This is a genomic window from Aurantimonas sp. E1-2-R+4 (genome assembly GCF_036549515.1).
In the GTDB taxonomy this organism is placed as follows: Bacteria; Pseudomonadota; Alphaproteobacteria; order Rhizobiales; family Rhizobiaceae; genus Aurantimonas; species Aurantimonas coralicida_A.
The window spans coordinates 1-18,458 of sequence record NZ_JAZHLK010000068.1; the positions used below are offsets into that span (position 1 = coordinate 1).

Genomic DNA, 18,458 nt, shown 5'->3' on the forward strand with positions numbered 1-18,458 from the left:
GGATTTCGAGAACCTGTCGCGCAACGCGCTCGCATTCCTCAAACTGGCGTCTATCCGCCTAATGCTGCGAAGGCTTTGTTCAAATTGAACAACTTTCCGGACCGACTCTCAGGCTCCGGCGCCGTAGTTTGAAAATGGCCTCGATGTTTGTGATTGACTTCGAGAGGTGGTCGACCTTTGCTCGTTCATATTTGTACAACTCGTAAGCGATTTTATCTTTTTGCAGGTGGCGCTCAGCCATCTTCACATGAAATTCGATCAGTCTTGCAACGTCTTTCGAGATGTCGTCCGTCGTAGCTGTGAGATCAATTTTCCGGTTCGACTGAATAAACCCCCGCGCCCCACTTTTCCAAACATAGCCATCAATGATCAGCCATTCGGCGTGGACAAAGAGAGTTACTGTTCGCGTGTCCCCGTGCGTGATGGTCACGGATGGACGAAGCAAATGATGGTGAAGAATAAAGTTCCTCAGGTCTTTGATGAAATCGTGTTTCCCGGCATTCTTGCCAATGATTTTTTGAATAGCGCGGTCATACGCGCGGCTGCGATCCAAGCCGGCATATTTGCGTAGTCGCCTGCAAATATCGACGTAGGTGGCATAGAGGGTTGAGAAATTCAGCAGATTGATGGTCGCCTTCGACTCTTCACGTTCGTAGGAGCGGGTTTCCGAATGCGCGAATGACATTGCGGATTCCATTCCCGCTTTCGCGGCATTCAAGGATAAGCCGGCTTCCAACATTGCTGACAGCACCAGCTCCAAATTCTCAAGAGCCAATGACACCTTGTGGTAGGGGGAAAATCTCAATGCGAAGGCCCAACCTTCACTTCCCACGGCTGAAACCATCTGGGCAAATTGCTCGGGTTGATCCGTTGCGCTGACGGCCATGTACTCGGCCAAACAAAGTGATTTCCGTAGTTCCAGAAGCTGCTCGTCAAAGAGGAGGTCGAAAACCAGATTGCCGGGGAAGAGGCGTAGCAGGGCATAGTCCTCCCTTGATATCCCCTTCACCGAAGGGACGATCTCCCATGGCTTAAAGCGATGGCGAGTAAGAAACGTTTGCAGTGTTTCTCGCGGCATCCCGGCCCTTTATTCGCTCCCAACATGCCCACCATCTGTATCCATAAATCTAAGCATTTCCGGGCCCCAAAAGGCAACTTTCTGAAGAGTTTTCTCGGAAGCAGACCGTCAACCTCCGGCCCGATATCGTCAAATTGTCGAGCTGACGCGAATGTCCGCTTTTCACCCAACCCCGTCTCAAAGCGGTCACCCGCGTCAGTAGCCACTGCCTTGCTCCCCCCCCCCCCAAAAAAAAACACCAGCGCCCAGATCAGTGGCAGGATGATCGCCGTCGCCAGCGCGTTGAGGCCCACGGCGAGATCGGAAAACGCCCCCGTCCCCTCGCTCTCCTGCCGCGCCGGCGCTGCGCCGATGCCATGCGAGGCCGTCCCCTGGGCAAAACGTCGCCGCCGCATCGCTCTTGGCGCCACGGCTCGCACGCGCTCGCGCCGCAACCGTGCTAGGCTAGGGTTACGCTGGGCGAGGTGGCGGGAACGTGGAACGACGAACCGATCATGGCGCGGTGACCAACCATCACGAAGGGCTCGAGGCCTGGCTGCGCCTCGTCGGCCTGGAAGCCCTCGCGCCGCAGCTGATCGAGGAGGATGTCGATCTCGCGGTTTTGCGCGAGCTCGACGAGGCGGACCTGAAGGAACTCGGCCTGACTCTCGGCCAGCGCCGGCGGCTGCTCAAGGCGCTTCACGAGGAGATGCCGGCGCCGCCTGACGAAAGCGTCGGCCCGTCCGCGGACGGCGCCGCCGAACGGCGGCAGATCACGGTCATGTTCGTCGACCTCGTCGGTTCCACCGAACTCGCCGCGCGGCTCGACCCGGAAGACATGGCGGCCGTTATCCGTACGTTCCAGAACACCGTCTCCGGGGAAATCGCCAGATTCGGAGGCCACGTCGCCAAATTCATGGGCGATGGCGTGCTGGCCTATTTCGGCTGGCCGCGGGTGCGGGAAGACGAGGTGGAGATGGCCCTGCGCGCCGGTCTGGCCGTCATCGAGGCGGCCGCGCGTCTGGCCTCTCCGGGGGGCGTCCCCTTGGCCATTCGCGTCGGCTGCGCCAGCGGTCCCGTCGTCGTCGGCGATCTCATCGGCGACAACGAGGCACGCGAGCGCACGGTTGTCGGCGACACGCCCAACCTTGCCGCGCGCCTGCAGGCGATAGCCTCAGCCGGAGCGCTGGTCATATCCGGGACGACACGCCAGCTCGCCGGCGAACATTTCGAGGTCGCACCGTTGCCGGCGTTGACGCTGCGCGGCTACGACCGGCCGGTCGAGGCCTTCCGCGTGCTGCGCGAAAACATGCTGGCCAGCCGCTTCGAGGCGAGGGAGGGTCAGCGGGTGCTGCCGCTTTGCGGCCGCGCCATGGAGCTTTCGCTCTTGCTCGAACGCTGGGAGTTGGCGCGGGGCGGCGAAGGGCAGTGCGTGCTCCTGACCGGTGAGGCCGGCATCGGCAAGTCGCGGATCACGGCGGAATTGCTGCGCCGTCTGGAAGGCACCGATCATTTCCGCATTCGGCAGCAATGCTCGCCCTATTATGCCGACACGCCGCTCTGGCCGGTGATCCAGCAACTGCGCCGGGCGGCGGGCCTCGACCCCGACGCCGGCAACGCCGAGAATCTCGATCGTCTCACGGCTCTGTTGGCGAAAGGCGACGGCGAAGCCCATGGCGCACTTTCGGCGCTGGCCGACGCGGTCGGACTTGTGCCGCTGGACGCCGAAAGTTTCGAACGGGTCGGCCCGCAACAGCGACGTATGATCACCCTGCAGGCGCTTGCCGCCCAGCCCGTGGGCCTGGCCCGCAAACGCCCGGTCCTCATGGTGCTGGAAGACGCGCATTGGGCCGATCCCTCGACCCTTGAACTCTTCGGCCTGGTTCTCGATGCGATCGGCGATCAGCCGGTGATGATCCTGATGACCAGCCGCCCGGACGGGGAGCCGCGACTGGCGGCCCATCCCCATGTCACCCATCTCGCGCTCAATCGACTGAGCCGTGCCGCCGCTCAGCAATTGATCGAGGAGCTGATCGGCGAGACGTCGGCGTCGAGCGAGATGCTGGAACAGATTATCGCTCGCACCGACGGCGTGCCGCTTTTCGTGGAAGAATTGACCAAGGCCGTGGTCGAGGCCCGTGACCACGATGCTTCCCCAGGGGCTATTCCCGTTTCCCTGCATGACAGCCTCCTGGCACGGCTCGATCGGCTGCCGGGCGTGCGGGAAGTCGCGCAGATCGCCGCGTGCATCGGCCGCGAGTTCGATTACGCCCTGCTCGTCGCCGTCGCCGATCTGCCCAAGGCGCAGATCGACGAGGCACTCGACCGGCTGGTCGAGGCCCAGCTGGCGTTTCGTCGCGGCGCCGCTCCCGCCGTCCATCATGTCTTCAAACATGCGCTGGTTCGCGACGCGGCCTACGCCAGCCTGTTGCATTCGCGCCGCCGCACCATCCACGGAGCCATCGCGGCGGCGCTCGCCGCGCGTCCTGACGGGGCGCCCGACAGCCTGATCGCGTACCATGCCGCCGAAGCTGGCGATCTTCCACAGGCGATCGAGCGCTTCGTGGCNCTGACGGGGCGCCCGACAGCCTGATCGCGTACCATGCCGCCGAAGCTGGCGATCTTCCACAGGCGATCGAGCGCTTCGTGGCCGCCGGCCGGGCCGCCGCCCACCGCAGCGCCAACGAAGAGGCGGTCAGCACCATTTCCAACGCGCTCGGCCTCTGCGAGAGGCTTCCCGAGGGGCCCGCCCGCGCGGTGCGGGAGCTCGACGCGCGCGTCGCCCTCAGCGTGCCGCTGATCGCGGTGCGCGGCTACGCTTCGCCGGAGGTCGAGGCGGCACTGACGCCCGCAGTCGCGCTTGCCGAGCAGCTTAAGGACGATTCCTGCCGCTTCACGGTGCTTCGCGCGCTGTGGAACTGCATCTATGATCAGGGTGAGCTGACGCGTAGCGCCGCGCTCGCCGATCAGCTCGTCGCTCTGGCCGAAATCAGCGGCCGGGGCGACTGGCAGCGCCTCGCCCAGCGCGCTCTCGGCTCCAACCGCAAGGCGGAAGGTCGTCTGCCGGAGGCGCGCGCCGCCTTCGAGGCCGTGCTCTCAGACCCCACGCCGTGGTCGCCGGAGCAAACCCTCTTTGAGCATGGCGAGAGTCCGGAACTGATCGCGCGCCTTTACCTCGGATGGATGGATACGATCGAGGGAATGCCCGACACGGGATTGGCTCGCATCGAGGCGGCCGTCCGCGATGCCGACGCGCTGGAGCTCCCGATTGCCAGCGTCTTCGCCGGCGCCATTCACAGCCTGATGCTCTTCTTGCGACGGGACGTGGAAGGCTGCCTCGCCCAAGCGGAGAAAAACCTGCGGCTGAGCGAGAAGCACGGTTTTGTCTTCTGGACCGCGCACGACAACGTCTTCATCGGCTGGGCGAAAACGATGCTGGGTGGCGGTATCTCGACGCTGCAGCAATCGCGCCGGGGAATCGAGCAGTGGAAGGCCACCGGCGCGCGGCTGCATGTGGCGACCTGGGATGCTGTTGCCGCCGATGCGGCTCTTCATCTCGGATGTATGCAGGACGCAACCGAGTTGATCGAAGAGGCATTTGCTTGCGTCGCGCACGCCGGCGAGGAGATGATGCTGTCGGAAATCCTGCGTCTTCACGGCGGCAGGCTTCTCCGCGATGGCGACGCCGCCGCCGCCGAGGACGCCTTGCGGCGCGCTTGTGCCACCGCGAGCCGGCAAGGCGTCAATTGGTTCGCGCTGCGCGCCGTGCGGGACCTCGCCTCGTTTTGCATGGCCAGGGGCGACGAACCGCGGGAATCGGCGGCGGCGCTAGAAGAAGCCCTCGACGCTATCGCGGAGGGGGACGGTTTGCTGGATCTCGTCGAGGCCCGAGAGATGTTGAACCAGCTTCGCGCTTGATCGGCGGCGGGGCCATCCCCCCTCAAAACACCAGCGCCCAGATCAGCGGCAGGATGATCGCCGTCGCCAGCGCGTTGAGGCCCATGGCGAGGCCGGAGAATGCCCCGGCCACCTCGCTCTCCTGCAGCGCCCGCGCCGTGCCGATGCCGTGCGAAGCCGTACCCAGGGCAAAGCCGCGCGCCGCCGGATCGCGAATGCCGAGGCGGTCGAGCAGCACCGGCCCGAGCGCGGCGCCCAACATGCCTGTCGCGATCACCAGCACCGCCGTCAGCGAGGGCAGGCCGCCGAGCTTTTCGGCGATGCCCATGGCGACCGGCGCGGTCGCCGATTTCGGCGCCAGCGCGATCAGGCTGATCGGGTTGGCCCGCAATAAAAGGCCGAGGCCGACGGCCGACACGATCGCCGTCAGCGAGCCGGTGAGAAGGCTCGCGGCGATGGCGGCGGCGCTCTGGCGGACCTTGTCGAACTGGCGGTAGAGCGGGATCGCCAGCGCCACCGTCGCCGGGCCGAGCAGGAAGTGGATGAACTGCGCCCCCTCGAAATAGGTCTGGTAGCTCGTCCCGGTCAGCGTCAGTACCGAGACGACGAGGATCACGGTCACCAAGACGGGATTGAGCAGCGCCGTCGATCCGGCCTTGCGATAGACGAAGGTTGCCCCCTGATAGGCGATCAGCGTCATGGTCAGCGACAGGAGCGGGCTCGCGGCCAGATAGACCCAGACGTCGGTCAGCCGGTCAGGCATCGTTCCGCTCCTTCCGACCGGGGCCGAACCGGTTCATCACGAAGGCGGTGACGGCGATCGTCAAAAGGGTCGAGACGACGAGGGTGATGCTTATCGCCAGCGCATCGCCTTCCAGCCGGGCGAGATGCACCATGATGCCGGCGCCGGCCGGCACGAACAGCAGCGAGAGATTGGCCAACAGCCCGTCGCCGACCGCGCCGAGGTTTTGCGGAACATTGCCCTTGATCAGCAGCGCGGCGAATAAAAGCGCCATGCCGATGACCGGGCCGGGGAGCGGCAGGGCGGTGGCAATGCTGATCGCCTCGCCGGCGAGCTGGCAGACGAAGATGGCGGTGATGGCTTGCAGCATGGTCTGTCGATTCACCTCGGTCGGCGGGGTTGGCCGGATTTTCGCGGCGGAGGCAGCGATTGCAGCATCTTTGCTCCGAGCGAATCCAGACCCAATTTCATCTTGTGTGTGCACACTCATTGACACTGTGTGTGTGTTTGGTAGGGTGTGAAAATTGAAAGGAGGATTCCCATGAGCAAGTATGATCCCTTGGGACAATACCTGGAAAGCCGGTCTGACCGTCATATTGCGATGAGTTTTGCGGAAATCGAACGAATTGTCGGGTCCCGGCTGCCGCGATCGAAGATGCACCGCGCTTGGTGGAGCAACAATCCCAGCAACAATGTCATGACTCGCCAGTGGCTGAGCGCGGGGTATCAGACCGAGCAGGTGGACATTGCCGGCGAACGTCTGGTGTTCACGCGTGCCGGACCCCGAAGCGGCGTGCCGAACGGGAGCCCGCGATCCGCTCGACCCACCGATAGCGCCCAGACCGGAGGCGGGCCGGCGCGCGATCGTCTCTTCGGCTCCATGAAGGGCAGTCTGTCGGTTGCCGCGGGCGTCGACCTGACGCGGCCGGCCGACCCCGAATGGGGGCAGTGTTACGACGATGGCTGACGGATTGTTGCTGGATACCTGTGCGGTCATCTGGCTGTCACAGGACGCGCCCATCGCTGAAACCGCCGTCGAGGCGATCTTGGCGGCGCGTTCGGGCGGCGCAGGCATCTGCGTTTCCGTGATGACCGCGTGGGAGTTGGGAATGCTCATGTCCAAGGGGCGCGTGGCATCGACGAAACATCCGCTCCGCTGGTTCGAGGAGTTTGTCGACGCCGCTGGTGTGACCGTGCAGGGCGTGTCGCCGGCCGTGCTCGTGGCGGCGTCCTATCTGCCGACACCGGTGCACAATGATCCCATGGACCGGATCATGATCGCCACCGCCCGTGAGCATGATCTGGTTATTCTCACGCGGGATCGCGCGATTTTGGCGTATGGCGAAGCGGGGCACGTCAGGACGCAGGCCTGTTAGCGAGCAGACGAACCGACTATGCTGGCGCCGGTGAGGCGGAGTTGACGGGGAACGATTCAGAATTTCGATCATCCCGCCGTAGCTACTTCGCCCAGTCCATCATACAGACCGGCCCCATGCGCTTTCCGCCTTCCTTCCTCGACGACATTCGCGACCGGGTTCCGATCTCGGACGTGATCGGCCGCCGTGTCGCCTGGGATCGCCGCAAGTCGCAGCCCGGGCGCGGCGACTACTGGGCCTGCTGCCCGTTCCATGGCGAGAAGACGCCGTCCTTCCACTGCGAGGACCAGAAGGGCCGCTACCATTGTTTCGGCTGCGGGGTCTCGGGCGACCATTTCCGCTTCCTGACCGAGCTCGAGGGCCTGTCCTTTCCCGAGGCGGTGGAGCGGCTGGCCGGGGAGGCGGGGCTCGCGATGCCCGACCGCGATCCGGCGGCGGAGCGGCGCGAGGAGGCGCGCGCGACCATCCTCGACGCCATGCGCCACGCCGCGGCGTTCTTCCAGTCGACGCTGCACGAATCGGACGGCGCAAAAGCGCGGGCTTACTTGCGCGATCGCGGCCTCCATCCGCAGACCCAGAAGCAGTTCGGCCTCGGTTACGCGCCGAATTCGCGCAACCGGCTGAAGGAGCATCTGGCCGCCAAGGGGGTCGGAAAGGCCGAGATCGAGGCCACCGGGCTCGTCGTCCACGGCGAGGAGATCGCCGTCTCCTACGACCGTTTCCGCGACCGCATCATGTTCCCGATCACCGATCTGCGCGAGGCCACCATCGCCTTCGGCGGCCGCGCGATGGCGGCCGACGCCCAGGCGAAATATCTCAACTCGCCGGAATCGGAGATCTTCCACAAGGGCCAGGTGCTGTTCAATCACGCCCGCGCCCGGCGCGCGGCGCGGGCCGCCGAAACCCTCGTCGTGGTCGAGGGCTATATGGACGTGATCATGCTCGCCCAGGCCGGCATCGAACACGCCGTCGCCCCGCTCGGCACGGCGCTGACCGAGCGCCAGCTCGACCTGTTGTGGCGGACCACCGGCGAGCCGATCCTGTGTTTCGACGGCGACGCGGCGGGGCTGAAGGCCGCGCACCGCGCCGCCGAGCTGGCGCTTCCGGCGCTGAAGCCCGGCCGCTCGCTGCGCTTTGCGCTGCTGCCCGACGGCAAGGATCCCGACGATCTGGTGCGCGAGGGCGGCCCGGACGCCGTGCGGGATCTGCTCGGCGCGGCGCGGCCGCTCGCCGACCTTTTATGGATGCGCGAGACCGCCAGCGGCCTGTTCGATACGCCCGAGCGCCGCGCCGATCTGGAACATCGGCTGAAAGCCTTGCTGCGCCAGGTCGGCGACGAGAGCGTGCGCCGGCATTATCTGCAGGATGCCGACGAACGGCTGCGTTCGTTTTTCGCCGGCAGCGGCGGTCATGGCGGCGGCAAGGATCGCAACAACGCGCGCGGTCGCCGCGACGACCGCGCCGGCCCGTCTGGTCGCGGCGCGGCGGGAGGAGGGCGGCGTTCGGCGATCTCCGACCGGCTCGCCCGCTCCAGTCTCACCAAGCCGTTGCGCGTGCCGGAGCCCTCCTTGCGCGAGATCGCGATCGTTCTGGGTTTCGTGAACCATCCGGTCTTGATCCACGAGGCGTTCGACTATTTCGCCGATCTGGACTTGCCGGAGGGCGATCTCGATCGCCTGCGGTCATCGGTCCTCGACGCTTATGCCGAAGCCCCGCCCGCCGATCGCGAGGCGTTGCTGGCGGAACTGGCCCGGCGCGGCGCGCGCGCCATTTTCGACGCCTACGAGGCAAAGGCCCGGCAGGTCCGACTCTGGCCGTTCCTTTCCGATGCCGCACCCGAGGACGCCCGGGAAGCCGTGCGCCAGGCATTGCACTTGCAGCATCGCTCACGATCACTAAGTCTGGAACTGAAGAACGCCGAGGAAGCGCTCGGACGCGAATCCTCTGAAGCGTCCTTCGCGCATCTGATCGAGGTGAAACGCGAGATCGAGCGGGTGGACGGCACCGAGGCGTTGATAGATGGATTCGGAACATTGTCCGGGCGCCCCGCCAAGGCGATCTGACGCGGGTCGCACAGTTTCCGTCGGATACCATGTTGGGGTTCGTGGGGCGGCGAACCATTGCCTTTAACCCCTTGACGCATCATATGACGGCGACCGTTAGGATCATTCCGTGATCCTTACGCTTGAATTTTTCGCAACCCGCCCCCTTTTGAGGGCGCCGTGAGGCTTCCTTGATAGCATGCGACGCTTCCCTCGGGATGCAGCCCGGCTGCTGTCGCACTATGGTTAAGCGAACGTTTACGGCTGCTGCCGTATAAAGGCAGCCAAGATGACCGCAGCGTCGACGGTCCGCGTCTAGCGGCGCGTCCCTGCTCGCGAACTGGAGAAGATTGCGCATGGCGACCAAGGCCAAAGAAAGCGAAGCGCCGATCGAGGAGCGGCCGGACGCGGCTGCGCCAGACGGACCTTTGCTCGATCTGTCCGACGATGCCGTCAAAAAAATGATCAAGGCCGGGAAAAAACGCGGCTTTGTGACCATGGACAAGCTGAATTCGATGCTGTCGGCCGACGATGTCACGTCGGAACAGATCGAGGACATGATGTCGATGCTCAGCGACATGGGCATCAATGTCGTGGAGAGCGACGAGGACGGCGAAGCCGAGGACAACGCCGAGACGTCCGAATCCACCGAGGTCGCGAGCCCCGGACGGACCCAGGTCGCGACCACCACCAAAAAGGAAGCCGGCGACCGGACCGACGACCCCGTGCGGATGTATCTGCGCGAGATGGGCTCGGTCGAACTGTTGTCGCGCGAGGGCGAGATCGCCATTGCCAAGCGCATCGAGGCCGGCCGCGAGACGATGATCGCCGGGCTTTGCGAAAGCCCGCTGTCGTTCCAGGCGATCATCATCTGGCGCGACGAACTCAATGACGGCAACATCATGCTGCGCGAGATCGTCGATCTCGAGGCGACCTATGCCGGCCCTGAGGCCAAGACCCCGACTCCTCCGCCACCAGCGGCCGACGGTACCACGCCGCAGCCGGTGCGCACGCCCCAGCCCGGCGCCCGGGCTCCCGGCGAGGAAGAGGAAGAAGAGGACGACGACCTCGAGAACAACCTGTCGCTCGCCGCGATGGAGGCCGAGATCAAGCCGCAGGTCATGGAGATCTTCGACCAGATCGCCGACGCCTACCGCCGGCTGCGCAAGCTGCAGGACCAGCAGGTCGAGAATCGCCTCGCCGCGCAGGGCACCCTGTCGCCCAGCCAGGAGCGCTCCTACAAGAAGCTGAAGGAAGAGCTGATCACGGCGGTCAAGAGCCTGTCGCTCAACCAGAACCGCATCGACGCGCTGGTCGCCCAGCTCTACGACATCAACAAGCGGCTCGTCGGCAACGAGGGCCGGCTGTTGCGCCTTGCCGAATCTCACGGCGTCAAGCGCGACGAGTTCCTGCGCGAGTATCAGGGCTCCGAGCTCGATCCCAACTGGACCCGCCACATCGCCAACCTCTCCGGCAAGGGCTGGCTCAAGCTGGTCCAGTCGGAGAAGGATCAGATCAAGGCGCTGCGCCAGGAGATCCAGAACCTCGCCACCGAGACCGGCCTCGAGATCACCGAGTTCCGCCGCATCGTCCACATGGTGCAGAAGGGCGAGCGCGAGGCCCGTCAGGCCAAGAAGGAAATGGTCGAGGCGAACCTGCGCCTGGTCATTTCGATCGCGAAGAAATACACGAACCGCGGCCTGCAATTCCTTGATCTCATTCAGGAAGGCAATATCGGCCTGATGAAGGCCGTGGACAAGTTCGAGTACCGGCGCGGCTACAAGTTCTCGACCTATGCGACCTGGTGGATCAGGCAGGCGATCACCCGCTCGATCGCCGATCAGGCGCGCACCATTCGCATTCCGGTGCACATGATCGAGACGATCAACAAGATCGTCCGCACGAGCCGCCAGATGCTGCACGAGATCGGCCGCGAGCCGACCCCGGAGGAACTGGCCGAAAAGCTCGCCATGCCTCTGGAAAAGGTTCGCAAGGTCCTCAAGATCGCCAAGGAGCCGATCTCCCTTGAAACGCCGGTCGGCGACGAGGAGGATTCCCATCTCGGCGATTTCATCGAGGACAAGAACGCGGTGCTGCCGATCGACGCGGCGATCCAGGGCAATTTGCGCGAGACGACGACCCGCGTCCTCGCCTCGCTCACGCCGCGCGAGGAGCGCGTCCTGCGCATGCGCTTCGGCATCGGCATGAACACCGACCACACGCTGGAAGAGGTCGGGCAGCAGTTCTCGGTCACCCGCGAACGCATTCGCCAGATCGAGGCCAAGGCGCTGCGCAAGCTCAAGCACCCGAGCCGCTCGCGCAAGCTGCGCTCGTTCCTCGACAGCTGATCGCGGCGGGCTATGCCGACGATCGCGATCTTCTACGGGATCGTCGTTCGCATGTATTTCCACGATCACAACCCGCCGCATTTCCATGTGCAGTACGGCGGTGCGCGGGCGCTGGTGAGAATAGCCGACGGCAGTATATTGGCGGGCGAGCTTCCGCCGACGGCGGCAAGTCTGGTGCGGCAATGGGCGCTGGACCGCCGGCCGGCGCTTGAACTAAACTGGCGTCGCGCCGGCGCGGGTGAGCCGATTGAGCGCATCGCCGGCCCCGATGGTGATGGCAATGGATGACACTGGATTTCCGATGGTCGATGTCACGGAGGTGAGGGCGCTTGCGGACCACCGGCTGCATCTGCGGTTCTCGACCGGTGAGGAGGGCGAAATCTCCGTCGCGCCGCTGATCGAAACCGGCGGCCCGATGGTCGAACCGTTGCGCGACGAGACCGAATTCGCGCGCGTGTTTCTCGAGCTCGGCGTTCCGGCCTGGCCGAACGGTTTCGATCTCGACGCCATCGCCCTCTACATGGACATGCGCGACCGCGGCCTATTGGCGAGGTCGGCGGCATGAGCTTCCTCAAACGGATTTTCGGCGGCACTGCCGCCGCCGAACCGAGTGCGCCGCGTGTCGCCGCCGAGGAAACCTATGAGGGTTTCGCCATCGCCGCGACCCCGATGGCCGAGGGCGGGCAGTACCGGCTGGCCGCGACGATCAGCAAGGAGATTGGCGGCGCCACCAAGACCCACCGGCTGATCCGCGCCGATCTGTTCGCCTCCGCGGAGGAGGCCGCCCGCTTTGCGCTGATCAAGGCCCGCCAGGTCATCGACGAGCAGGGCGAGCGCCTGTTCGGCGGCTGAGGACCAGTGCCCTTCTTTTTACTATCTCAGGGAAGGCCGTTGAGGTTTTCTGTGCTGTTCCACGTCGGGAAAGAGCGTTTCCGGGATCCCGGGAGCGCTCTTTGTCCATGCGGTCTCGGTTTGTGGGGGCGGCTTCAGTAAAAAAGGAGAGTGCTCCGAAGCCAATCATAACGAGGACGTCGCCGTGGACCACTGGGGAACACGTCTCAAAGCCGCATTGCAGACGCGCCAGATCGGCAAGCATTACGCGCTTGCGGTCGAACTGGGTGTGCATGAAAGTGCGATCAGTCGCTGGCAACAAGGCCTGGCCATTTCGGTCCCCCACCTGATCGCTCTTTGCCAGGCCCTCGATATCTCCATCGACTGGCTGCTGACCGGACAAGGAAGCATGACGCAGCACAAGCTTCCGATGGCGGATTCCGCCGAGGCGGCCAGGATATTGTTCCAGGATATCACTCGCCGGGACATGGCGACGACGGCGAACGTCCTCGCCGTGCTGCTCGAACGCATGACCGCCATCGAGCATTGAAGAGAAGTTTCGCCCTTTTTTCCTGCGCAATAAATTCCGTTACGGGATGCGCTACATGCAATAGAAATACAACTAATAATTGTAATTATGTTTAATGATTTCTTGGCTGGGTTGTGTCTCCTTGTTGGGCTCGCAACCAGCCGCCGGCCGGAGCAGCTTTGTTCCAGCCGGGCGTGATTCCCCCCAGCCAAGGAGAATTTCGATGACGACACCCTATGAAATCCAGATCACTTTGTCCGGCCCTGACATCAACACTCTCAAGAACGAGGGCTGGTCGCTCTTCGCGTTCAAATCCGTGAAGACCACGGCGGGTGGCGCCGAGCCGGTTTTATGGTTCAAGACCCAGACCTTCATGCAGACGACAAAGGTCGACTGGACCGAGAGTTACCAGGCTTACGTGTCGACCAGCGCCATCGTGCCCAACGGCAGCATCGATGCGGAGACGGATCTCGCCGTCGACCTGGGGCAGACCATCACCGTCGACAAGAACGGCAACCTGAGCGCCGCGTCGTCCGGCGAGGACGGCGTGGTGACCTTGTCGAACCCGATCTCCGGCGGGCAGTGGACGAGCGGCCTGTCGCAGGAAGCCCACGGCGTCTTCGTGCCCATGTGTGCGTTGACCCTGCACGGCATGACCGAGGAATTGATCGCTCCGATCGAGAAGGTCCTGCTGATGTTCGCCACGGCGAAATTCAATACCGGGCAGGTCATCTACCAATCCTTCTCGCAAGGCCTGATGGTCGATCTGACCAGTGCGCCGACGGTCGATGGCGTGAAGAGCCGGTCGGTCGGCTACGTGCTCAACGACGGCTGGAACTGGCATGACTCCACCTGGGCTCAGCCCACCCCGGCCAAGGCTCTTCTGGGCGACCTTCTGATCGAACAGGACAGCAGTCTGGCCCATACCGCGCGGCAACGCCGGCACATGATCGCCGCCTGATCCACGTCTGTCGATACTCGCTTCGCGCGGCTTGCGAGCTTCGCGGAACGAGCATCGGGCAAACGATAGCAGGTCGGGGAGGCCGAAATGGCTGGCGGGACGCTGACGATCAAGCTGGCGAAGGGGAGCGCCGCGCGGCTCAAGGCGAGCGGCTTCCAGCTTTACGGCTTTCGACAGGTCATCAGCTCGAACAAGAGCGGCGTGCCGCTGGTCGCGAGCCGCCTCGGGGAGGCGCAGTTCGTCGATGCGATCTCCGTCGATCCATCCCGGCGCCATTTCAGCGTCTATATCTCTCTCGATCGGATGGCCGTCGATCATGCCGTCGTCGCCGGCGATCAGGCGGCGATCTCCGAGGGTGATCTCGCCGAGGTTTCGACCACCGGCATCGAACCCAAGTCCGGCGGAACGGCCGGGGCGGTCACGGTTCTGAGCAAGGCCGAGCGCGCCATGGTCTGCGGTCTGTCTGCCGCCGCCATGTTTCCGGCCAACGATGGACCGGCCGTTCCCTACAGCGGCTTCGATATCGAGGTTGGAGCGCAAGTCGTGATCGAGCCCACGGCCTCGATCCTGCTGATGTGGGCCACATCGACCTATGATCTGAGCGTCTTCATGGCCAAAAGCCTGGGGCGAAGCGTCCTCATCGCGACCGATCTGGTCGACGACACGATCGGTTTCGACATCGACGCCGGCTGGCAGTGGCCCGCCGGGGCGCTCTGGGCGAAGGCGATCCCGCCGAACACCGAACTGAAGCCTCTGCTCGTCCTGGAGCCGGGGCACAACCGACCGTTGGGATTCTAACTCCCCAGGCGGCGCTGCAAGGAACGAAAATCAAGCGAGGGAAACCTTCATCAACCCGTCGAAGCCGCGCTTCGACCATTCATCAAGGAGAATCCCAATGATCGAAATTCATGAGTCCGTGGAACGCAGCGTCGTGGCGAGTGGCACCGCGATCGTCCAGTTGCCGGGCGTCGACAATATCGGCGTCCGCAACTGCCACAACCAACCCGGCCAACAATTGCAGACGCGATATTCCTATCTCCTCGTCAATACGGCGACGGACCACAGCATCTCGGCCGAATGTACGGCGCTGCCGGGCGGCGGCATGCAGACCGCCAGCTTCCATCGGAACTGACGCCCCCTTCTCCCCTTGGGGGGGCCGAAGGACGGGGCGAGACCCGTGGCTCGACCCCGGTACCCCGTAGGGGCGGATGAGGGGTTCTCAGCACCGGATCGGGCCGCAATTTGTCGGACGGAGCGGCCGCGCACCCCCAACCGCGCGGAGATCGTGCGACACCGCCGAGGCGATTGGCGATGCCGCCAAACGCGGTCGTCATCCTCGGGCTTGACCCGAGGACCCATTCCAAGCCGGTGGAACCGCCAAACCCTTGCAATCCGGGCCTCTCACCACACTCCGTCAAAAAAATCTCTCCCCGTCTTCCACGCCCCGCTTATCCTTCTCCCATCGCCCTCGCGGGAACACGGGTCATGAACCGGATGCGCGTGGAGGGGGACGGTGCCGGATGGGTCGCGCTGCGGTGGCGCGGCTGGGTGATGAACCCTCACATCAGGGCCCTTTGCAGACCGGCTTCGCACACAGCGGGGCGTCGGGTCCGGGGCAAGCAGCCGGCGGGCGCATGGCAAGCGTCATTCACTCATCAGCATAGCGACGTTCGCCATGCGTCCGCTTCCCGATCCTTTGCCCCGAGAACCGGGCGCGAAGACGCAGGCGCTTGGCCATTTTTTCAAGGAGCCATGACCATGACCAAATCTGTCGCGAACAAGCCCGACTTCGCCGGCCCCGAGACCTGGCCGGAGATCACCCGCAACGCGCTGGAGCTGGCGGTGCGAACGGCAGCGAATCTGCACGAGCTGCCCGCCTCCTGCCGGATGAAGGCCTGCCGGAAAACCGGCCGTTGCCAGACCGAGATTCTCCGCGATCCGCAGTCGCTGTGCCAGGGCGACTGGACCCACGCGGCCGATCTGACCGTCGTCGGCATGTTCGCCTTTCTCCTGCATCTGACCCGTCACTGGTGGGAAGACTGAACCTCGGATGAACGCCGGGTTCCGGGGCCATTCACGCGCCATCTTCTAGGGTCTGGTCATTCACCGGCGAAGTGTTGGCGAATGATCGCAGGGCCGGCTCGACCGGTGGCGATCGCCCCCCGCGAAACCGTGGTCCGCGACAGTCGAAATCGCGCCGACCCGAATGGAGACCAACCCATGTTCAAGTCCCTGACCCGCTCGATCCTCGTCGTTGCCGCACTCGCCACCGGCGGCGTCGCCACCACCGCCGCGCCGGCCGCCGCCGACGGTTTCCGCTTCGGCATCACCATCGGCGAGCGCGCCCAGCCGGCTCACGGACGGAGCTATCGTGGCCAGCGTGACTACCGGGATTATCGCGAATACCGGCCGGCCTGCCAGCCTCGCCGCGCCGTGCGCAAGGCTAGCCGCATGGGGGTCAACCGCGCCCGCGTGATCCGCGCCAATCGCCGCGCCGTCGTGGTCGCCGGCCGCTCGCGCGGCGACCGCGCCATCGTGCGCTTCGCCCGCGAGCCGGGTTGCCCGGTGCTGAGCTTCCGCCGCCGCTGAGCCCTGAGCCCTGGGTCCGGCAAGGGCGTCCGCAGGCGAATTTCCCCCGTCGCCCGGACGCCCGCGCCGCCTCAGTCGCTTATGTCGTAGACCATCCGGACGCTGGCGGTGAAGGTGTTCTCGCCGGTCTCGACGGGAACGACGCTCGGCGCCGCTTCCGCCGCCATCATTTTCATAGACCGGTTGAGCGGCATCGGCGGGATCACTCCCAGATCCTCGCTGATCTCGCGCACCGGGCCGAGCGTGACGCCGGCAGCCTCGGCCAAAAGTTCGGCTGTCGCGGCCGCGTCGGCGACGGCTTTTTTGCGGGCCGCATCACGAGCCTGGCGCGGTTCGGCCACGGCGAAGCTGATGTCGCCGCCCTGGTTGACGCCGAGCGTGACCGCCCGGTCCAGAATCTCGCCGAGCCGGGCGAGGTCGCGGACCCGGACGGTCAGCGTGTTGCGGACCTCGTAGCCGACGATGGCCGGCGGCGTCTGGACGCCGTCAGAGCGCTGGTTGTCGTAGCGATATTGCGGCACGATCGAAAAGCCGGAGGTCTGCAGGTCGCGGTCCTCGGCCCCGAATTGGCGCATGCCGGCGGTGACTTCGCTCATTGCCGCATTGGCCTGATCGAGCGCGGCGCGCGCCGTCTCGGCCGAGCGCAGCACGGTGAAGGACGCGATGGCGAGATCGGGTTTCATCGTGGCCTCGCCGGTGCCGGTGACGACCAATGTGCGCGGCGCGGGCGCGGCGGGCTCCTGCGCGCCGGCCAAGGCCGGTGTCGCCAGCACGAGGAGGGCGGCGATCAGATTGCGGTGACGGTTTCGCATGGGCGCGGAACTCCGGTTCGAAGGATATCGCCGATCTTGCTAGGCCGCCATTGCGGCGTCAAAGCGGAGATTGGAAGAAAAGCCGGCGCCGAGACGTCCAGCGCCTTGAGGCGCTGCGGCGTATGCGCTAGGGCAGGGCGCGTGGGGCCTGTAGCTCAATTGGTTAGAGCCGGCGGCTCATAACCGCTTGGTTGTAGGTTCGAGTCCTACCGGGCCCACCAGTTATATCAATGCCTTGACGGATATTGGGGCGGGAATAGCGTCTCGTTCTCCCTCGCTGGGGCAACAAATGGGGCAACAATCGACCTGTTGCGGGAGCGTGTGAGGGGCATGCGGTGGAGTTCAACGTGTCGATAGATGGCGGACGCGGATGGCAGAGCGGTGAAAAAGGGGCTGAAACTTCAGATCGATCAGCAGAACCGGAACGGTGATGCAGACGCGAAAAGGGCCGGCCCGGAGGCCAGCCCTTAGATTGCGCGCTGTGCGGATCTCGGAGGTCGGACGCTCTCCCTGTCACGTCTCGAACAACCGGCGCCATTCCTCCGCCATGCGATCCGTGGCGGCGCGGGTTTGGGTGATCAAGGTGACAAGAATTTCCTGGTCGTCGCGTTCGAGCCGGGCGCCATAGTCGTCGCGTTCGATCGTCAGCTCGGAAAATCGCTCCAGCGTCCGCGCGATGGCCTTGAGGTCGCCCAAGGTGGATTCCATGTCGACGAACGCCTCGGCGAGACGGCGGTCGCGGTCGGATGCTTCCGGTGATGGGATGGGCGCGGTGTCGCCCGTCCAGAACCGTGCGGGGATTTCCATCAGCTCGCCTCCCATTCGATGCCGGCGACGGCGTGAAGGAACGGCGCCCCGAAGCTTGAATCCATCAGGGCCATATCGCCAACGGTTGGGTTTTCGAGCAGATAGCGAGCCCGCGCACGTTCCTCGGCGAGCGTTTCGCAGCGATAGGCCAGCAAGTCCATCAGCCCGCTTTCCATCGCGTCGCACGTCTCGTCATAGGCGGTCACGGCCGCAGTCAGCCCGAACGCTTCCTGCCGTGCGGCTTCCTGATCATAGGTCGTCTCGACGAGGGCGAGATTTTCCGCCTCTTTCGCATCCAGAAGCCCCCGCATCCGGTTGGCCATGTCCGGGTCAAGCCGTTCGATGACGACGAGATTGAGAGCGCCGGTGCAAAAATCCACCACTGAAGCGGCCGGATATCTGGCTGTTGGCCGGAGCAAAACTCCGCCAGTGATAGCCTTCGTGCCTTTGGCCGAGGGCGGGGATGA

General features: G+C 64.7%; 22 protein-coding genes and 1 tRNA gene. 16 read left to right on the forward strand and 7 right to left on the reverse strand.

Annotation, left to right across the window (positions count from 1 at the left end; translation table 11 throughout):
- Positions 1–79: 79 nt before the first annotated feature.
- Both VQ045_RS19790 and VQ045_RS19795 read right to left on the reverse strand, forming a co-directional pair.
- Positions 80–1,078 (reverse strand): hypothetical protein, encoded by a 999-nt coding sequence (locus tag VQ045_RS19790; RefSeq protein WP_331831353.1) that lies wholly within the window; start codon positions 1,076–1,078, stop codon positions 80–82.
- Positions 1,006–1,473 (reverse strand): LrgB family protein, encoded by a 468-nt coding sequence (locus tag VQ045_RS19795; protein WP_331831333.1) that lies wholly within the window; start codon positions 1,471–1,473, stop codon positions 1,006–1,008. Before VQ045_RS19795 ends, VQ045_RS19790 begins: the two co-directional genes overlap by 73 nt.
- A 107-nt stretch (positions 1,474–1,580) precedes the next feature.
- On the opposite strand from VQ045_RS19795, the gene VQ045_RS19800 reads away from it, so the two are divergent.
- A complete protein-coding gene (locus VQ045_RS19800) occupies positions 1,581–3,650 on the forward strand; it encodes an AAA family ATPase (RefSeq protein WP_442879914.1) in 2,070 nt (689 codons plus the stop codon).
- A gap of 53 nt (positions 3,651–3,703) precedes the next feature.
- On the forward strand, positions 3,704–4,975 hold the full coding sequence (locus tag VQ045_RS19805) for a hypothetical protein (protein WP_331831335.1): 1,272 nt from the start codon (positions 3,704–3,706) through the stop codon (positions 4,973–4,975).
- Between the two features lie 22 nt (positions 4,976–4,997).
- On the opposite strand, the gene VQ045_RS19810 is transcribed toward VQ045_RS19805, so the two are convergent.
- Both VQ045_RS19810 and VQ045_RS19815 read right to left on the reverse strand, forming a co-directional pair.
- On the reverse strand, positions 4,998–5,717 hold the full coding sequence (locus VQ045_RS19810; protein WP_331831337.1) for an LrgB family protein: 720 nt from the start codon (positions 5,715–5,717) through the stop codon (positions 4,998–5,000).
- Positions 5,710–6,066, reverse strand: coding sequence for a CidA/LrgA family protein (locus VQ045_RS19815; RefSeq protein ID WP_331831338.1), 357 nt, complete (start codon positions 6,064–6,066; stop codon positions 5,710–5,712). Before VQ045_RS19815 ends, VQ045_RS19810 begins: the two co-directional genes overlap by 8 nt.
- Positions 6,067–6,237: 171 nt before the next feature.
- Between VQ045_RS19815 and VQ045_RS19820 the strand changes: the two genes are divergently transcribed.
- The 13 genes from VQ045_RS19820 (at position 6,238) to VQ045_RS19880 (ending at position 16,372) form a co-directional block, all read left to right on the forward strand.
- Positions 6,238–6,663: a DUF7662 domain-containing protein gene (locus VQ045_RS19820; protein WP_327649543.1), complete on the forward strand. Its 426-nt coding sequence runs from the start codon at positions 6,238–6,240 to the stop codon at positions 6,661–6,663.
- Positions 6,656–7,072 (forward strand): type II toxin-antitoxin system VapC family toxin, encoded by a 417-nt coding sequence (locus VQ045_RS19825; protein ID WP_327649542.1) that lies wholly within the window; start codon positions 6,656–6,658, stop codon positions 7,070–7,072. The genes VQ045_RS19820 and VQ045_RS19825 overlap by 8 nt, the downstream gene beginning before the upstream one ends.
- 116 nt (positions 7,073–7,188) lie before the next feature.
- Entirely contained in the window at positions 7,189–9,135 is a 1,947-nt protein-coding gene (dnaG, locus tag VQ045_RS19830; protein ID WP_331831339.1) for a DNA primase, read from the forward strand.
- 440 nt (positions 9,136–9,575) lie between these two features.
- On the forward strand, positions 9,576–11,462 hold the full coding sequence (gene rpoD, locus VQ045_RS19835; RefSeq protein WP_442879915.1) for an RNA polymerase sigma factor RpoD: 1,887 nt from the start codon (positions 9,576–9,578) through the stop codon (positions 11,460–11,462).
- Between the two features lie 12 nt (positions 11,463–11,474).
- Complete coding sequence (locus tag VQ045_RS19840) at positions 11,475–11,750, forward strand: DUF4160 domain-containing protein (protein WP_331831341.1); 276 nt, start codon at positions 11,475–11,477, stop codon at positions 11,748–11,750.
- Positions 11,743–12,027: a DUF2442 domain-containing protein gene (locus VQ045_RS19845; protein ID WP_331831342.1), complete on the forward strand. Its 285-nt coding sequence runs from the start codon at positions 11,743–11,745 to the stop codon at positions 12,025–12,027. The genes VQ045_RS19840 and VQ045_RS19845 overlap by 8 nt, the downstream gene beginning before the upstream one ends.
- On the forward strand, positions 12,024–12,314 hold the full coding sequence (locus VQ045_RS19850) for an HlyU family transcriptional regulator (RefSeq protein WP_331831343.1): 291 nt from the start codon (positions 12,024–12,026) through the stop codon (positions 12,312–12,314). Before VQ045_RS19845 ends, VQ045_RS19850 begins: the two co-directional genes overlap by 4 nt.
- 184 nt (positions 12,315–12,498) lie before the next feature.
- On the forward strand, positions 12,499–12,843 hold the full coding sequence (locus VQ045_RS19855; RefSeq protein ID WP_331831344.1) for a helix-turn-helix domain-containing protein: 345 nt from the start codon (positions 12,499–12,501) through the stop codon (positions 12,841–12,843).
- A 202-nt stretch (positions 12,844–13,045) separates the two neighbouring features.
- A complete protein-coding gene (locus VQ045_RS19860) occupies positions 13,046–13,783 on the forward strand; it encodes a hypothetical protein (protein WP_331831345.1) in 738 nt (245 codons plus the stop codon).
- Positions 13,784–13,870: 87 nt separating this feature from the next.
- Positions 13,871–14,581 carry a hypothetical protein gene (locus tag VQ045_RS19865; RefSeq protein WP_331831346.1) on the forward strand — a complete coding sequence of 237 codons (711 nt, stop codon included), beginning with the start codon at positions 13,871–13,873 and terminating at the stop codon, positions 14,579–14,581.
- 97 nt (positions 14,582–14,678) lie between these two features.
- Positions 14,679–14,915, forward strand: coding sequence for a hypothetical protein (locus VQ045_RS19870; protein ID WP_331831347.1), 237 nt, complete (start codon positions 14,679–14,681; stop codon positions 14,913–14,915).
- Positions 14,916–15,541: 626 nt separating this feature from the next.
- A complete protein-coding gene (locus VQ045_RS19875) occupies positions 15,542–15,826 on the forward strand; it encodes a hypothetical protein (protein WP_331831348.1) in 285 nt (94 codons plus the stop codon).
- A gap of 177 nt (positions 15,827–16,003) precedes the next feature.
- The gene (locus VQ045_RS19880) at positions 16,004–16,372 is read left to right on the forward strand and encodes a hypothetical protein (protein ID WP_331831349.1); all 369 of its coding nucleotides are present in this window, start codon (positions 16,004–16,006) and stop codon (positions 16,370–16,372) included.
- A 71-nt stretch (positions 16,373–16,443) separates the two neighbouring features.
- Here the strand turns inward: VQ045_RS19880 and VQ045_RS19885 are convergent, their stop codons facing one another.
- Positions 16,444–17,184 (reverse strand): SIMPL domain-containing protein, encoded by a 741-nt coding sequence (locus tag VQ045_RS19885; RefSeq protein WP_331831350.1) that lies wholly within the window; start codon positions 17,182–17,184, stop codon positions 16,444–16,446.
- 144 nt (positions 17,185–17,328) lie between these two features.
- Between VQ045_RS19885 and VQ045_RS19890 the strand changes: the two genes are divergently transcribed.
- Positions 17,329–17,405, forward strand: a tRNA-Ile gene (locus VQ045_RS19890).
- Positions 17,406–17,697: 292 nt separating this feature from the next.
- On the opposite strand, the gene VQ045_RS19895 is transcribed toward VQ045_RS19890, so the two are convergent.
- Together VQ045_RS19895 and VQ045_RS19900 are read right to left on the reverse strand one after the other, a co-directional pair.
- The gene (locus tag VQ045_RS19895; RefSeq protein WP_331831351.1) at positions 17,698–17,991 is read right to left on the reverse strand and encodes a hypothetical protein; all 294 of its coding nucleotides are present in this window, start codon (positions 17,989–17,991) and stop codon (positions 17,698–17,700) included.
- On the reverse strand, positions 17,991–18,458 hold a 468-nt coding region (locus VQ045_RS19900), incomplete at its 5' end, for a hypothetical protein (RefSeq protein WP_331831352.1). The genes VQ045_RS19900 and VQ045_RS19895, both read right to left, overlap by 1 nt.

Bases quoted from the DNA above. Each gene is read 5' to 3' on its own strand.
- VQ045_RS19790 (WP_331831353.1), bottom strand. From the start codon at position 1,078: ATGCCGCGAGAAACACTGCAAACGTTTCTTACTCGCCATCGCTTTAAG.
- VQ045_RS19795 (WP_331831333.1), bottom strand. From the start codon at position 1,473: ATGCGGCGGCGACGTTTTGCCCAGGGGACGGCCTCGCATGGCATCGGC.
- VQ045_RS19810 (WP_331831337.1), bottom strand. From the start codon at position 5,717: ATGCCTGACCGGCTGACCGACGTCTGGGTCTATCTGGCCGCGAGCCCG.
- VQ045_RS19815 (WP_331831338.1), bottom strand. From the start codon at position 6,066: ATGCTGCAAGCCATCACCGCCATCTTCGTCTGCCAGCTCGCCGGCGAG.
- VQ045_RS19820 (WP_327649543.1), top strand. From the start codon at position 6,238: ATGAGCAAGTATGATCCCTTGGGACAATACCTGGAAAGCCGGTCTGAC.
- VQ045_RS19825 (WP_327649542.1), top strand. From the start codon at position 6,656: ATGGCTGACGGATTGTTGCTGGATACCTGTGCGGTCATCTGGCTGTCA.
- dnaG (WP_331831339.1), top strand. From the start codon at position 7,189: ATGCGCTTTCCGCCTTCCTTCCTCGACGACATTCGCGACCGGGTTCCG.
- rpoD (WP_442879915.1), top strand. From the start codon at position 9,576: ATGATCAAGGCCGGGAAAAAACGCGGCTTTGTGACCATGGACAAGCTG.
- VQ045_RS19840 (WP_331831341.1), top strand. From the start codon at position 11,475: ATGCCGACGATCGCGATCTTCTACGGGATCGTCGTTCGCATGTATTTC.
- VQ045_RS19845 (WP_331831342.1), top strand. From the start codon at position 11,743: ATGGATGACACTGGATTTCCGATGGTCGATGTCACGGAGGTGAGGGCG.
- VQ045_RS19850 (WP_331831343.1), top strand. From the start codon at position 12,024: ATGAGCTTCCTCAAACGGATTTTCGGCGGCACTGCCGCCGCCGAACCG.
- VQ045_RS19860 (WP_331831345.1), top strand. From the start codon at position 13,046: ATGACGACACCCTATGAAATCCAGATCACTTTGTCCGGCCCTGACATC.
- VQ045_RS19865 (WP_331831346.1), top strand. From the start codon at position 13,871: ATGGCTGGCGGGACGCTGACGATCAAGCTGGCGAAGGGGAGCGCCGCG.
- VQ045_RS19870 (WP_331831347.1), top strand. From the start codon at position 14,679: ATGATCGAAATTCATGAGTCCGTGGAACGCAGCGTCGTGGCGAGTGGC.
- VQ045_RS19875 (WP_331831348.1), top strand. From the start codon at position 15,542: ATGACCAAATCTGTCGCGAACAAGCCCGACTTCGCCGGCCCCGAGACC.
- VQ045_RS19880 (WP_331831349.1), top strand. From the start codon at position 16,004: ATGTTCAAGTCCCTGACCCGCTCGATCCTCGTCGTTGCCGCACTCGCC.
- VQ045_RS19885 (WP_331831350.1), bottom strand. From the start codon at position 17,184: ATGCGAAACCGTCACCGCAATCTGATCGCCGCCCTCCTCGTGCTGGCG.
- VQ045_RS19895 (WP_331831351.1), bottom strand. From the start codon at position 17,991: ATGGAAATCCCCGCACGGTTCTGGACGGGCGACACCGCGCCCATCCCA.